Genomic DNA, 14,151 nt, shown 5'->3' with positions numbered 1-14,151 from the left:
GATTCGCCGTCACCTTCCGGCACACCGCCTGCGACAGCCCCGCACCCCTATGCGGGAGCCATTTCGCTATACTCCGCCTCGCCTTGAACCTTGCGATCTGCCGCTCGCTCGGTAAGGGCTCTCGGGCCATGACTTGCGGCATCCTCCGAATTGCGCGGCGGTTTCGATGAAGCGCCTGGTTGTGGCTGCCATCTTGATAGGGCTGACGGCGTTGGCCGCGGCCGGGGCCTGGCATTGGTGGCAACTGCGGCAATCGCAGTTGCCCGACTATGTTGCCAGCGGCAACGGCCGCATCGAGGCTCAGGAAGTGCAGGTGGCGGCAAAATATGGCGGCCGTATCGAGCAGATCCTGGTGCAGGAGGGCGACCTCGTGACCGCCGGCCAGGTTCTGGCGCAGATGGATATCTCCGAGCTGCAGGCCAGCTTCGACAAGGCCGGCGCCGACGCCGCCCAGGCCGAGAACGCGGTCATTTCAGCAAAGGCCCTGATCACGCAACGCGAGGCGGAACGGGCCTTCGCCCAGCAGCAATATGAGCGCGCCGTCTCGTTGGCCAAATCCGGCAATATTTCGCGCGAAATCGTCGATCAACGGCGCAGCGTTGTCGATGCCGCGCGAGCGGCGCTTGACGGCGCCAAGGCACAAAGCGACACCAGCGAGCGGGCCGTCGATTCCGCGAAGGCGGAAATGCGGCGTATCCAGGCGCAGCTCGACGATTCGGTCCTGCGCGCGCCCATCAATGGCCGGATCCAGCATCGCCTGGCGGAGCCGGGCGAGGTCCTCGCCGCCGGCGGCCGCGTCCTGACCCTGCTCGACTTGACCGATGTCTATATGACGATCTTTCTGCCGACCGATCAGGTCGGACGGGTGCGGATCGGCTCGTCGGCGCGGATCGTTCTCGATGCCGTTCCTCAATATGTGATCCCGGCCAGTATTTCCTTCATTGCCGCGGAAGCCCAGTTCACGCCGAAGCAGGTCGAAACCAAGAATGAGCGGGAGAAGCTGATGTTTCGCGTCAAGGTCCAGATCGATCCCGCGCTGCTGAAGCTCAATGAAGAGAAGGTCAAGACGGGGCTCCCGGGAGAGGCGTTCGTCCTGCTGGAAGCGGATCGGCCCTGGCCGCCCAGCCTCGAGGTCAAGCTGCCGGATTGACCCCGCCATGACCGCCGCCCCGTCCGACGCTGTCCGGCTGGACAAGGTTTCGCACCGGTACGGCCGGGTGTGGGCGCTCCGTGACCTGTCGGTCGCGCTGCCCACGGGACGGATGACCGCCGTGATCGGCCCCGACGGCGTCGGGAAATCCACCTTTCTCGGTCTCATCGCCGGCGCGAGGCGGCACCAGCAGGGCCGCATCGAGGTGCTGGGCGGCGATATGGCCGACAGCCGGCACCGGAGGCGCGTCTGTCCGCGAATCGCCTATATGCCGCAGGGCCTCGGCCGCAATCTCAACATGGATCTGAGCGTCCGCGAGAACCTCGAGTTCTTCGGTCGCTTGTTCGATCAGGCCCGCAGCGAGCGCGACGCCCGCATCGGGCAGCTTCTGGAAGCGACCGGGCTGACGGCGTTCGCGGACCGGCCGGCCGGCAAGCTCTCGGGCGGCATGAAGCAGAAGCTCGGGCTCTGCTGCGCGCTGATCCACGATCCCGATCTCCTGATCCTGGACGAGCCGACAACCGGCGTCGACCCGCTCTCGCGCCGCCAATTCTGGGAGCTGATCGCCTCGATCCGGCAATCCAGGCCCGGCATCACGGTGCTGATCGCCACGGCCTATATGGACGAAGCGGAGCGCTTCGACCATCTGCTCGCGATGAATGAAGGCCGGCTGCTGGCCGAGGGGACGCCGGCGGAGATCAAGGAGCGGACGGGCACGGCCTCGCTCGAGGCGGCCTTCGTCGCGCTGCTGCCGGAAGCGGTCCGGCATGGTCATCATGCGGTCGTGCTTCGCCCACGGGAGCGGCAGGACGGCGAGCCGGCGATCCTCGCCGAGCACCTGACCCGGCGCTTCGGCGACTTCACCGCGGTCGACAATGTCAGCTTCCGCATCGAGCGCGGCGAGATCTTCGGCTTTCTCGGCTCGAACGGCTGCGGCAAGACCACGACGATGAAGATGCTGACCGGCCTGCTGCCGCCCAGCTCGGGCACCGCCCGCCTGTTCGGCGAGGTGCCACGGCCGAACGATCTCGCCACCCGCCGGCGCGTCGGCTACATGTCGCAGTCCTTCTCGCTCTATGCCGAGCTGACGGTCCGGCAGAATCTGGAACTGCATGCCCGGCTGTTCCAGGTGCCACGGGAGAAGATGGCGCAGTCGATCACGCGCCTGCTCGACGAGTTCGGCCTGAAGGACTATGCCGACGAACTGGCCGAGCAGTTGCCGCTGGGCGTGCGGCAGCGCCTCTCCCTGGCCGTGGCGGTGATCCACGAACCGGAGCTGCTCATTCTCGACGAACCCACCTCCGGCGTCGATCCCATCGCCCGCGACAAGTTTTGGGAGCTCCTGATCGGCCTCGCGCGCGACCGCGGCGTCACGATCTTCATCTCGACCCATTTCATGAACGAGGCGGCGCGCTGCGACCGGATCTCGCTGATGCATGCGGGCCGCGTGCTCGAGACCGACACCCCCGCCGCCCTCACCGCGGCGGCCGGCGCCGGCGATCTGGAAGGCGCCTTCATCCATTATCTCGAGCTGGCCACGAAGGCGGGGCCGGCCGCCGGGGCGCCCGCGCCGGAGCCGCCGCCGGCCCCGGGGGCGATCGCGGCCCCGCGCCGGCGTCTGTCCTACTTCACGCCGCGCCGGCTGTTCGCCTATGCACTGCGCGAGACGCTCGAGATCCTGCGCGATCCGGTCCGGCTGGCCGTGGCACTCTTCGGCACGGCGCTGCTGATGCTGGTGTTCGGCTACGGCATCACCTTCGACGTCGAGAATCTCTCCTATGCGACGCTCGACCGGGACCGGACGCCGGAAAGCCGGACCTATCTCGAGAGCTATGCCGGCTCGCGCTACTTCTCGCAGCGGCCACCGCTGCAGGACGACGCCGATCTGAACCGCCGGCTGAAGGACGGGGAGATCGCGCTCGCGGTCGAGATCGCGCCGGACTTCGGCAGGGACATCCTGCGGGGCGAAGGCGCCAATGTCGCCGTCTGGATCGACGGCGCCATGCCGTTCCGCGCCGAGACGATCCGCGGCTATATCGAAGGCCTGCATCTCGAATATCTGCAAGACCTGGTGCGCAAGAAGACCGGCGAGACGCCGTCGGTCACCCCCTACGATCTCGAGCCTCGCTTCCGCTACAACCAGGACTTCCGAAGCGTCTATGCGATGGTGCCCGGCATCATCGCCCTGATGCTCCTCTTCATCCCGGCCATCCTCATGGCGCTGGGGATCGTGCGGGAGAAGGAGCTGGGCTCGATCACCAACCTCTATGTCACCCCGGTGACGCGGCTGGAGTTCCTGGTCGGCAAGCAGATCCCCTATGTGATCCTGGGCATGGCGAACTTCGCACTCATGACGGTCATGGCCCTCGTGGTGTTCGGGGTGCCGATCAAGGGCAGCTTCGCGACGTTGGCGCTCGGCGCCCTTCTCTATCTCCTGGCCGCGACCGCGTTGGGTCTTCTGATCTCGGCATTCACGCGCAGCCAGATCGCCGCGCTGTTCGCGACGGCGATCGCGACCCTGTTGCCCGCCACCCAGTTCTCCGGGCTGATGCAGCCGGTTTCCTCGCTGGAAGGCAGCGCCGCCTTCATCGGCCGGATCTTTCCCACGACCTACTTCCTCCAGATCAGCGTCGGCGTCTTCACCAAGGCCCTGTCCTTTCGCGATCTTACGAGCCAGACCCTGATGCTGGCGCTCTTCTTCCCGGTCCTGCTCGCCCTGAGCGCCATCCTGTTGCCCAAGCAGGAGCGGTGATGCTGGCCTCGCTCCTCAACATCTACCGGCTCGGCATCAAGGAGCTCTACAGCCTGCGCCACGACCGGGTCATGGTCGTCCTCATCGTCTGGGCCTTCTCCTTTTCGGTCTATACGGCGGCGCACGGCATCTCGCACGAGCTCCGAAACGCGTCCGTCGCGATCGTGGATCAGGACCGCTCCCAGCTTTCCATGCGTTTCCGCGACGCGATGCTGCCGCCGCAGTTCAAGCCGCCGGCGCTGATCAGGTTCGACGAGATCGATGCCGGGATGGACAGCGACCGCTATACCTTCGTCCTGGTGATTCCCGCCGATTTCGAGTCCGACCTCCTGGCCGGCCGCCATCCGGCGCTGCAACTCGACATCGACGCCACCGCCATGATGCAGGCCGGCATCGGCGCGACCTACTTCGCCAACATCGTCGCCCAGGAAACCGACAATTTTCTGAGCCAGGAAGGCGACGCCGTATCCGAGCCGGTCGAGATCCACACCCGCATCGCCTTCAATCCGAACCTCGAGAGCGCCTGGTTCACCAGCGTCATGCAGCTGATCAACAGCATCACCATGCTGTCCGTCGTGCTGACGGGGGCGGCCCTGATCCGGGAGCGCGAGCATGGCACGATCGAGCATCTCCTGGTGATGCCGCTGACCTCGTTCGAGATCATGATGGCCAAGATCTGGGCCAATGGGCTCGTGATCGTGGTGGCGACGGCGGCGTCCCTGTGGCTGGTGGTGGAACGCCTGCTCGCGGTCCCCATCGCCGGCTCGATCCCGCTCTATCTGGCGGGCGTGGCCCTCTATCTCTTCTCCTCGACCTCGATCGGGATCTTCCTCGCGACCCTGGCGCGGTCCATGCCGCAGTTCGGGCTCCTGTTCATCCTGGTGATCCTGCCGATGAACCTGCTGTCGGGCGGACAGACGCCGATCGAGAGCCAGCCGGAGGCGCTGCAGCGGATCATGCAGCTCGTGCCCTCGACGCATTTCGTCCGGTTCTCCCAGGCGATTCTCTATCGCGGCGCCGGGATCGACTCGGTCTGGCCGGATTTCGCCGCCGCTGCCGCTTCCGGCATCGTTCTGCTGATCCTGGCGGGCCTCCGATTCCGGCGCAGCATCGCCGCCCTCCAGGGCTGAAGGGCGAGCCCGGGATCCGGCGGCCGCGACCGGTCAGGATCCGGCGGCCGTCAGAGACTTGCCCGGCCGCAGACGGCGCCAGAGATCCTCGAACGCCCCGGTGAGGCCGCGCCGGAACGGCACGACGAAGAGGATGAGGATCAGGCCCAACCCGATGTCGCGCCAGTCGCCCAGCTCGCGCACCCCTTCGTCGGCCAGCATCAGCAGCAGAGCGCCGAGCACCGGGCCCCAGATCCGGCCCAGCCCGCCCACCACCATCATCGACAGCAGCAGCAGGAGCTGGGAGAGCGAGAAGACGGTGGGGCCGACCACGGCGAACTGGGCCGCATAGAAGCCGCCGGCGAGCCCGGTGAAGAAGGCCGACACCGCGAACACCCAGAGCTGATACTTGAACCTGCTGATGCCGCGCGACATCGCATAGCCCGGATTGTCGCGCAGCGCCTGGAAGGCGAGGCCGAGCGGTCCGCGGATGATCACGATCGAGACGATGATCGCCAGCGCCAGCAGCACCAGCCCCAGATAATAGTGGGCGATGTACCATTTCGAGCCGAGCAGCGCGCGGAATCCCAGATCGCCGAAGCGCGAGATGCCGCGAACCCCGCCGAACAGCGGCATGCAGCCCGAGGGCGGATTGGTGAAGCAATCCGTGTCGTTGACGATCAGCAGATAGAGCATCTGCGCGATGGCGAGCGTCAGCAGCGCGACATAGGGGCCGCGCAGCCTCAGGCAGGCAAGGCCGATGATCACGCTGAGGATGACGACGATGATGGCGGCCGCCAGCATCGCGAGCGCGATCGGCACCCCCCAATAGTAGCCCAGCATCGCCGTCGTATAGGCGCCGGCCGCGAACAGCGCCATCTGCGCCAGCGAGAAGATGCCGGCCACGCCCAGCACCAGGTTCCATTGCGTCACCACGATCGCCCAGATGAAGAACAAGGTCGTCTGGGTGACGATGTAGCGCGTCGAGGTCAGATAGGGGACGGTCGCCGCCAGGACGACCAGGATGACGGTGACGAGAAGGTCGCGGCGCAGCGGCGTCATAGGCGCACCACCTGCTTCCGGCCGAACAGGCCGTAGGGCCGCCAGATCAGCACGATGATGACGAGGAAGAGCAGCAGGGCGAAGCTGTACTGGACGCCGAGATTATATTGCAGCGTCGCCTCGAGCAGGCCGAGCGCGATCGCGGCGATGACGGCGCCCGTCACGTTGCCGAGCCCGGCCACGATGCAGATGATGAAGGCCTTGAGCATGGGATCGCCGCCCATATTGGGCAGGAGCGAATAGAGCGAGCTCACCATGATGCCGGAGACGGCGGCGAGGCCGCCCGACAGCCCCAGCACCGTGGCGTAGATCCAGCCGACCCGCACGCCCATCAGCTGCGCCGCGTCGCGGTTCTGGGCGGTGGCGCGGATAGCGCGGCCCAGGCGCGAGCGCTTGAGCAGCAGCGCCATTGCGACCATCAGGACCAGCGCGACCGTCAGGATCATGACGTTCTGGTTCGGGATATGGACATGGCCGATGACGATGTCGCCCGGGATCTGCAGCGATTGCGGCTGGGGCTGGGGCCCGAACATGCGCAGGATGACGTTCTCGACGATGGCGCCGAAGCCGATGGTGGCGATGAAGACACCGGTCTCGAACTGCGCCGAGCCCAGCATCGGCGCCGCGGTGCAGATATAGATCAGCAGCCCCACCAGCCCGCAGACGACGATCGCCGCCAGCACGCCGGCGAGAGCCGGCAGGCCCAGCGCCGTCATCGTGTAGAAGCAGATATAGCCGCCCAGCGCCAGGAGCGCGCCATGGGCCATGTTCAGCATGTTGAGCGAGCCATAGACCAGCGACAGCCCCACGGTGGAGACCGCATACATGGCGCCCAGCGTGAGGCCCGAGGCAATGATCTGGATGACGACGTCCATGCGCGGGCTCAGCCTCCCAGATAGGTCGCGAGGATTTCGGGCCGGGCCATCAGTTCGGGCCCCGCCCCCGACCAGACGAACTCGCCATGATCCAGGAGATGGATGCGGTCGGCCTTGTCGGCGACGCGGGCAGCGCTCTCCTCGACCAGGAGGATGGTGCGGCCCGAGGCGCGCAAGGCCGAGATCACCTCGTAGATCTGGTCGATGATGATCGGCGCCAGTCCCAGCGACGGCTCGTCCAGCAGCAGCAGCCGCGCATCCGCCATGAGGCCGCGACCGATGCCGACCATGCGCCGCTCGCCGCCCGAGAGCGTGCTCGCCACCTGATGATGGCGCTCCTTCAGCTTGGGCAGGAGCGTGTAGACCTCCTCCAGCCGCTGCGCCATTCCGGCCGACGCCGAGGGCAGATAGGCGCCCATCTGCAGGTTCTCGAGCACCGTCATCTCGGGGAAGAGCATGTCGCCCTGCGGCACATGCACGACGCCCGCGGCCACGATCTGGTCGGGACGCAGCCGGTCGATCCGGCGCTCGCCCAGCTGGATGCTGCCGCCGGTCAGCCGCAGCAGGCCCGAGATCGCGCGCAGCAGCGTCGTTTTGCCATGGCCGTTCGGGCCGACGATGGCGACCAGATTGCCCTCCTCGACGGTGAGCGAAAGGCCGCGCAGCACATCCTGGCCGTGATAGCCCGCCGAGACATTGTCGATCTTGAGGAGCGCGCCGGCCATGGCTCAGGCCCCCGCCGGCGTCGCGAGCAGGGAGCCCAGCCGCTTGGAGGCGCCCTCGCCGAGATAGACGTCGATGACGGTGCGGTCGCGCACCAGGCCCTGGGGCGAGCCCTCATAGATGCGCTCGCCGTGATGCAGGATCATCACGCGGGTCGAGAGCTGCACCAGGAAGCGCATGACATGCTCGATCAGGATGATGGTGATGCCGCTCGCACGTAGGCTGCGGACCAGCGCCATCATCTGGTCGATCTCCTTGGGATTGAGCCCGCCCACCGGCTCGTCCATGAGGAGAAGCTTGGGCGAGGTCGCGATCGCACCCGCCAGCATCAGGAGCTTGCGATCCAGGACCGGCAGCTGCCCGGTGATCAGATGCTCGCGGCCCTTGAGCCCGACGGCGGCAATCGCGGCATCGACCTTGGCCTCGACCTCCTTGCCGATGGCGAGGCCCGGGACCCGCCGGTTGTCCTGGCCGAAATAGGCCGCGACGCGGACGTTGTCGCGCACGCTCAAGGAATCGAAGCCGGCATTCAGCTGGAAGGTGCGGGCGACGCCCACATGACAGATCGCTTCCGGCGGCGAATGGGTGATGTCTTGGCCCCGGAACAGGATGGTGCCGCGGGTCGCCGGATTGAGACCCGAGATCACCTCGAACAGGGTGGTCTTGCCGGCGCCGTTGGGCCCGCCGATGCCCAGCACATCGCCCTCGTTGACCTCGAAGGAGAGATCCTTGACGGCGGTCAGCGCGCCGAACTGCTTGCTGACATTGCGAACCGACAGGAGGGGGGTCTGTTCAGAGGCTGCCATGGGATGACGCTGCCGACGCTCCTGCAACAGGTCCGGGGATTCGTCCAACCGAGAATGCGGCCGGCTCCCTCCCCGGGCGGGAAGGGAACCGTACCGCGCTACAGGCCTCGGTCGTTAGGATTTGATCCAGGGCGGCGTCATGAACTTGCCGGTCCCGTAGGGATCGGGTGCGATCAGCACCGGCCCCTTGGTGTAATCCTGAATCTGCAGGAACTGGTGCGGCATGCCGAGCGACGGATCGTTGGTCTGCGTCGGGTAGGTGTAGGCCGACTGCCCGTCCGGATCGAAGCGGGTCACGCCGCAGACGCCGCGCCAGATGAGCGCGCGCATCCGGTCCGCGACCTTGCGATTCTGCGCGTCGTTGCCCGGCTCGCCCGAGCCGCCAGCGAGTGCTGCGGCCGTCGCCCAGACCATGGCGCCGTCATAGGACTGGGCGCCGGAGTTGTGGCCAGCATTGGGCCCGAACTTCGCCTTGTAGCGCGTCTCGAAGGCGGTGCCGATCTCGTCCTGGAGACAGCCGACAACCGTGGCGAAGAGCACACCGTTGGTCGCTTCCTTGCCGATCTCGCGGAAGGCCGGCACCGACGGACCGTACTGCATATAGACCAGCGACGGCGTCGGGTTGGGCGCGAACTGCACCGCGAACTGCGCCAGGTCGGCCGGCAGGAAGTGGGTGATGCAGATGACCGAGGGCGGGTCCTGGCGGATCTTGGCGAGCACCGGGCCCCATTCCGAGATCGGCACGTTCACCGTCTCGAACAGGCTGATCTCCCAGCCATAGTCCTTCGCCGTTTCCTTGACGGCGTTGGCGATGTTGGCGGCATAGACGCCCGCCGACAGGATCACCGCCATCTTGTTGTTGGTGCGCTTGTACTGCTTGGTCTCTTCGAGACCCTGCACGAATTTGAGGAAGCCTGGCCCGTACCAATATTCGGCAGGATCGCCTTCGAACGAGCCGAAATAGCGCTTGGGATCGGATTTCACCAGATTGGCGTGACCGATGGTGGTGTCGTAATGGATATAGATGATGCCGGCGTCGGCGACCGGATCCTGGATCGCGGCACCCGAACCGATGTTGTAGCCGTTGAGAATGGCGTGGACCGAGTGCCGGTCGATCAGGCGCTGCACGGCCTGGACGTTGGTCGCGTCGCCCATCTGCTTGGTGTCTTCGAAATAGGGCTCGAGCGGCCGGCCGAGGATGCCGCCGGCGGCATTGATCTCCTCGCAGGCGAGCGTCAGCCCGTTCTTGAACTCGACGCCGTCGGCGGCGGCGAAATCCGTCAGGGGCGCCGCCTGGCCGACCGGGATCGGATCGCCCGCGGCCTTGGCGCCGTTGTTGATCGACGCCAGGAGAGCGGTCGAGCCCGCGGCGATGGCGGCGGTCCTGCCGAAGAAACTGCGGCGTGACGGGATGGCCGGGCCGGAGTCGGTGGCTTGTTCGGTCTCGGTCTTCTTGGTCATGGGTTTCAATTCCTCCCTAACGGTGCCGGTTGCCCCGGCGGTTTCTGCGACGTGATGCGGTCAGATGGTCGATGAGAGGGCGCTACTTGATCCGCGACAGCGCCAGCGCGGCCTTGTCGATGGCGCCCTCCTGATGCGGCTGCAGATCCTGCCAGCCCCAGCGTTCCATGATCTTGAGCCAGGGATCCTCGACCGCCGTGCGCGAGCCGGAAAGCTGCTCCATGACCGCGAGCCCGCAATAGGGCACGTTGGTCGCCGAATAACCGCCCTCATGCGACAGCACCAGACGGCCGCCGCAGACCTCGTCCGCGACCTCCATCAGCATGCGCGTCAGTTCGCGATAGCCGCCGCTATGGATCATCATGCGGCCCAGGGGATCGGTGCCGCCGGCGTCGAAGCCGGAGGGGACGACGATGAGCTCGGGCTTGAAGCGCCTGAGCGCCGGGACCACGACCCGCTCGAAGGCCGCGATATAGGCGCCCACGCCCGAGCCCGGCGGCATCGGGATGTTGAGATTGTAGCCCTCGCCCGCCCCTTCGCCGTTCTCCTCGACCAGGCCGCTATCGACCGGGAAGAGACGATCCTGATGGATCGAGATGGTGAGGGTCGTCGGGTCCGCATAGAAGGCCTGCTGGGTGCCGTTGCCGTGATGCACGTCCCAATCGACCGTGGCGACGCGGCCTAGCTTATGAGTCTTGCGCGCCTTCATGATGGCGACGGCGACATTGCCGAAGATGCAGAAGCCGCGACCCTTGTCGCGCTCGGCATGGTGGCCCGGCGGGCGCACCAGCGCATAGGCGTTGCGCACCTTGCCTTTCAGCACCGCGTCGATCGCCGCATAGGTCCCGCCGGCGGCCAGCAGCGCGATCTCGAAGCTGCCCTGGCCGAAGGGCGTGAGCTCGCCGGCATCGCCGCCGCGCTCGGCGCTCAGGGCCTTGATCCGCTCGATATGCTCGCCCGTGTGGAAGAGCGCGATGTCGGCTTCGCTCAAGGGCTCGGGCTTGATCGCCGTCAATTGGCCCAGCAGCCCCGAAACCTCGAGCAGGTTGCGGAATCGGCGCTTGGTCGCCGGATTCTCGGCATGCTCGCCGGGCTCGATGGTCAATCCCGCCTGGAACACGCCGGCATAGGTGCCGGTGTCGTGCCAGAGATAAAGCTCGTGAAAGACCCATCCGGTGGTCATGGTCTACCCAGTCTCCTTGTTCGGCCGTCGATCGTCGCGGGGGCGCGCGCAGATCTCGACTGTGCGGCGCACGAGCGCGCACGGCAACGCCCCGGACAGGTAGGGCAGCCGATAATTCGGCCCCACCCGAACGGGTGGGGCCGCTGCGCTGAGAAACTACTGCTCGCGGATCGAGATCAACCCGAGCCGCTCGGCGGCCACGATGGCCTGGGACCGGTTGTCGACGCCGAGCTTCCCGAAGATGTTCTTGAGATGCCATTTCACCGTGTCCGGCGAGATGGCGAGATGGCGCGAAAGCTGATGGTTGCTGAAGCCGTTGCAGAGCAGCTTCACCACCTCGAGCTCACGCTGGCTGAGATGGAGGGCGGGATGATCGGGCCGCGCCCGGGCCGGGCCCAACCGCTGCGAGCCGAAGGCGGAGGCCAACCGGTCGAGATAGCGCCGCACCGGTTCAAGCTCGCTGCCGATCAGGTCGGCCGCCGCCCGGCTGGCACAGCGTCGCCGCAGCCGCTCGATCACCTCGGCCGCGGGCGCGCCTTCGTCGAGGAAGCTGCGCAGCAGATTCTGCCGGCGGGCCTCGACGATCGACGCCAGCAGCGCGCGCTCGGCGGCATCGTTGCTGCCGGCCTTGAGGCCCGCGATCGCCGAGAGCAGACGCACCTGGAGCAGGCGCCGGCCCCGCCCTTGCTGAACCAGGCGTGCCGCCAGCGAATCCAGCGCCGCGACGGCCGCGCCCGACCGGCCTTCGGCGATCCAGAGCCGCGCCAGCGCCAGCCGCTCCAGATCCGAGGAGGGCACCGGCGCCACCGGGCGCGAGAACTGGCCGCTATCGGCATCGATCCCGAAATTCTGGATCGCGAGCCTCGCCCCCATGCGGTCGTCGCGGCTCAGCAGCAGCCGCACCCGTTCATGGAGCAGACCGGCACCCAGCCGCGTATGGCGCACCCGCGTGCCGTGACGGCGCTCGACGCGGTCGAGACTGGCCAGCGCGGCATCGATGCGGCCCTGCGCCGCCTCGAGCCGGGCGCCCAGCACGGCGGCCACGGTCTCGTGCGCCATCAGCGCGCTTTCCTCGACGATGTCGCGATATTCGTCGAGCGAGCGCGCGGCGACCTCGAGATTGTTCCATTCGTAATGCAGCTCGCCCTGGAACACGCCCACCAGGGCCGCGGCATAGGAGCCGGCGCCGAGCGATTCGTCGGCGATGCTTCTGGCGCGTGTGAAAAGGCCACCCGCCTCCTTGAGGTCGCCCGCCGCCTTCTCGGTCAATCCCAGGATGAGATCGGCGTAGACGAGACCGAGGAGCGATTGCGAGCGGACATGGCTGCGGCGCCCCGCATGAGCGGCCTCGCGCGCGGCGGCGAGATTGCCCAGCGAATATTCGCAATAGGCCAGGATGTTCTTGAGCGCCCCGCTCAGGAAGGGCTGGTCTTCCGGCAGATCCGGAATCCAGCGCCGCGCCAGAGCGCGGGCGCGGGCGGAACGGTCGCTGGCGCTGACCACGCCGCACATCAGCACCCGCAGCTCGCTCTGCCATTGCAGGCGCTGCGCTTCGTCGGCCGCGGAATGGGCGATGGCGCGGCGCGCCAGGCGCAGGGCCCGCGCCGCCTCGATCGGCCGGTTGAACTGGAACTGCAGCCAGACCAGGCTCAGCAACAGACGCGGACGGCGCTGCACCAGGGCTTCGGGCAGGCGGCGCAGCCAGTCGCTGAGGCGCAGCATGTGGCTCTGACGGATCAGATCCATGGCGCAGGCCTCGACCTTGTCGGCCGCCGCCTCGCCGGCGTCGGCTGCCAGCAGGTGATGGATGGAATCGGCGGTTTCGCCCGCGGCTTCGAGCCAGGCGGCGGCCTTGAGATGGAGTTCCGGGATCGCCTCGGGCTGCCGGCGCACCATCTGGTGGCGCAGGAAATCGCTGAAGAGATGATGATATCGGAACCAGCGCTCCTCGCTGTCGAGCGGCACCAGGAAAAGCCCCGCGCGCTCGATGCGCTTGAGCATGTCGGCCGCCTCGGACGACGTCAGATCGGCGAGCGCGCCCGCGAGGTCCGCATTCATGCGTTTGAGGAACGCCGTGCGCAGCATGAAATCCTGCAGCGCGCGGGGCTGGCGGGTGAAGACGTCGCTGGCGAGAAAGTCCGCGATGTCGCGGTCGGTGCCGGAGAAGCTGTCGATGAAGGCGCTGCGCTCGACCCGGCGTTCCAGCGACAGCGAAGCCAGTTGCAGGCCCGCGGCCCAGCCTTCGGTGCGGTGCTGCAACACCACGAGATCGGCGGAGGACAGGGCGAGCGCGCGCTGCGTGTTGAGGAACTCCTGCGTCTCGTCGAGATCGAAGCGCAGATCGGCTTCATGGAGCTCGGTCACCTGTCCGCGCACCTTGAGCCGCGCGGCCGCCAGCGGCAGGGTGCCGCGGCCGGCGAGGACGAAATGCACCGAGGCCGGGGCATAGGTCAGGAGGCTCTCGAGGGCCTGCAGCAGGGCCGGCTGGGTCAGCCAATGGACATCGTCGAGCATGACGGTGAACCGGCCCTCGATGCGCGACAGATCGTTGACCAGGCTCGCCAGCGCCGGCGCCACCGGGAGATTCGGGCTCGAGCGCAGCAGCGACACCGCGCCCTTGCCGAGGCGCGGCTGGGCCGCCTGGATCGCGGCGATCAGGTAGCAGAGGAAGCGGCCGACCTCGTCGTCATCCTCGTCGAGCGAGAGCCAGGCGACGGGAACCGCCTCCGTCTCCAGGCGCCGGGCCCACTGCAGCAGGAGCGTGGTCTTGCCGAAGCCGGCCGGAGCCGCGATGGTCGTGAGGCGGCTGCCCTCGGCGCGCGCCAGCAGCGCATGCAGCCGTCGCCGGTCGACGGCCGCAGCGTTCAAGGGCGGCAGACGGTATTTCGTGCCGATCAGATTGAGATCGGATTGCCACATGGCTTGCAGCCCCGAGGCCGCGCCCTCCCTCGCAATGTTTCCGGCCGCCTCTACCAGGGCGGCTTGGAGCTGGTACCGGCCGGGCATGACGCCGGCGGCCCGTCGGAACCG

10 protein-coding genes are annotated in these 14,151 nt (G+C 67.3%); 3 read left to right on the top strand and 7 right to left on the bottom strand.

Annotation, left to right across the window (positions count from 1 at the left end):
• The first annotated feature begins 166 nt into the window (after window positions 1-166).
• The 3 genes from FRZ44_RS01930 to FRZ44_RS01920 are packed head-to-tail and all read left to right on the top strand — an operon-like array spanning window position 167 to window position 5,032.
• Window positions 167-1,150, top strand: coding sequence for an HlyD family secretion protein (locus FRZ44_RS01930; RefSeq protein WP_151175588.1), 984 nt, complete (start codon window positions 167-169; stop codon window positions 1,148-1,150).
• A gap of 7 nt (window positions 1,151-1,157) precedes the next feature.
• Complete coding sequence (rbbA, locus tag FRZ44_RS01925) at window positions 1,158-3,902, top strand: ribosome-associated ATPase/putative transporter RbbA (RefSeq protein ID WP_151175587.1); 2,745 nt, start codon at window positions 1,158-1,160, stop codon at window positions 3,900-3,902.
• The gene (locus FRZ44_RS01920) at window positions 3,902-5,032 is read left to right on the top strand and encodes an ABC transporter permease (protein ID WP_151175586.1); all 1,131 of its coding nucleotides are present in this window, start codon (window positions 3,902-3,904) and stop codon (window positions 5,030-5,032) included. Before rbbA ends, FRZ44_RS01920 begins: the two co-directional genes overlap by 1 nt.
• A gap of 33 nt (window positions 5,033-5,065) precedes the next feature.
• Here the strand turns inward: FRZ44_RS01920 and FRZ44_RS01915 are convergent, their stop codons facing one another.
• The 7 genes from FRZ44_RS01915 to FRZ44_RS01885 all read right to left on the bottom strand — a co-directional run bounded on the left by FRZ44_RS01915 (window position 5,066) and on the right by FRZ44_RS01885 (window position 14,040).
• Window positions 5,066-6,073 carry a branched-chain amino acid ABC transporter permease gene (locus FRZ44_RS01915; RefSeq protein ID WP_151175585.1) on the bottom strand — a complete coding sequence of 336 codons (1,008 nt, stop codon included), beginning with the start codon at window positions 6,071-6,073 and terminating at the stop codon, window positions 5,066-5,068.
• Window positions 6,070-6,948 (bottom strand): branched-chain amino acid ABC transporter permease, encoded by an 879-nt coding sequence (locus FRZ44_RS01910; RefSeq protein ID WP_151175584.1) that lies wholly within the window; start codon window positions 6,946-6,948, stop codon window positions 6,070-6,072. Before FRZ44_RS01910 ends, FRZ44_RS01915 begins: the two co-directional genes overlap by 4 nt.
• An 8-nt stretch (window positions 6,949-6,956) precedes the next feature.
• Complete coding sequence (locus FRZ44_RS01905; RefSeq protein ID WP_151175583.1) at window positions 6,957-7,673, bottom strand: ABC transporter ATP-binding protein; 717 nt, start codon at window positions 7,671-7,673, stop codon at window positions 6,957-6,959.
• Between the two features lie 3 nt (window positions 7,674-7,676).
• Window positions 7,677-8,477, bottom strand: a complete 801-nt coding sequence (locus tag FRZ44_RS01900; RefSeq protein ID WP_151175582.1) for an ABC transporter ATP-binding protein — start codon at window positions 8,475-8,477, stop codon at window positions 7,677-7,679.
• 114 nt (window positions 8,478-8,591) lie between these two features.
• On the bottom strand, window positions 8,592-9,938 hold the full coding sequence (locus tag FRZ44_RS01895; protein ID WP_151175581.1) for an ABC transporter substrate-binding protein: 1,347 nt from the start codon (window positions 9,936-9,938) through the stop codon (window positions 8,592-8,594).
• 82 nt (window positions 9,939-10,020) lie between these two features.
• On the bottom strand, window positions 10,021-11,121 hold the full coding sequence (locus FRZ44_RS01890; RefSeq protein ID WP_151175580.1) for a class II histone deacetylase: 1,101 nt from the start codon (window positions 11,119-11,121) through the stop codon (window positions 10,021-10,023).
• A gap of 156 nt (window positions 11,122-11,277) precedes the next feature.
• Window positions 11,278-14,040 carry a LuxR C-terminal-related transcriptional regulator gene (locus tag FRZ44_RS01885; RefSeq protein WP_151175579.1) on the bottom strand — a complete coding sequence of 921 codons (2,763 nt, stop codon included), beginning with the start codon at window positions 14,038-14,040 and terminating at the stop codon, window positions 11,278-11,280.
• Between the last annotated feature and the right edge of the window lie 111 nt (window positions 14,041-14,151).

Origin of the sequence: Hypericibacter terrae (genome assembly GCF_008728855.1) — a bacterium.
GTDB classification, from domain to species: Bacteria; Pseudomonadota; Alphaproteobacteria; order Dongiales; family Dongiaceae; genus Hypericibacter; species Hypericibacter terrae.
This window is presented reverse-complemented; position numbering and strand designations above follow the sequence as displayed.

Bases quoted from the DNA above. Each gene is read 5' to 3' on its own strand.
- FRZ44_RS01930 (WP_151175588.1), top strand. From the start codon at position 167: ATGAAGCGCCTGGTTGTGGCTGCCATCTTGATAGGGCTGACGGCGTTG.
- rbbA (WP_151175587.1), top strand. From the start codon at position 1,158: ATGACCGCCGCCCCGTCCGACGCTGTCCGGCTGGACAAGGTTTCGCAC.
- FRZ44_RS01920 (WP_151175586.1), top strand. From the start codon at position 3,902: ATGCTGGCCTCGCTCCTCAACATCTACCGGCTCGGCATCAAGGAGCTC.
- FRZ44_RS01915 (WP_151175585.1), bottom strand. From the start codon at position 6,073: ATGACGCCGCTGCGCCGCGACCTTCTCGTCACCGTCATCCTGGTCGTC.
- FRZ44_RS01910 (WP_151175584.1), bottom strand. From the start codon at position 6,948: ATGGACGTCGTCATCCAGATCATTGCCTCGGGCCTCACGCTGGGCGCC.
- FRZ44_RS01905 (WP_151175583.1), bottom strand. From the start codon at position 7,673: ATGGCCGGCGCGCTCCTCAAGATCGACAATGTCTCGGCGGGCTATCAC.
- FRZ44_RS01900 (WP_151175582.1), bottom strand. From the start codon at position 8,477: ATGGCAGCCTCTGAACAGACCCCCCTCCTGTCGGTTCGCAATGTCAGC.
- FRZ44_RS01895 (WP_151175581.1), bottom strand. From the start codon at position 9,938: ATGACCAAGAAGACCGAGACCGAACAAGCCACCGACTCCGGCCCGGCC.
- FRZ44_RS01890 (WP_151175580.1), bottom strand. From the start codon at position 11,121: ATGACCACCGGATGGGTCTTTCACGAGCTTTATCTCTGGCACGACACC.
- FRZ44_RS01885 (WP_151175579.1), bottom strand. From the start codon at position 14,040: ATGTGGCAATCCGATCTCAATCTGATCGGCACGAAATACCGTCTGCCG.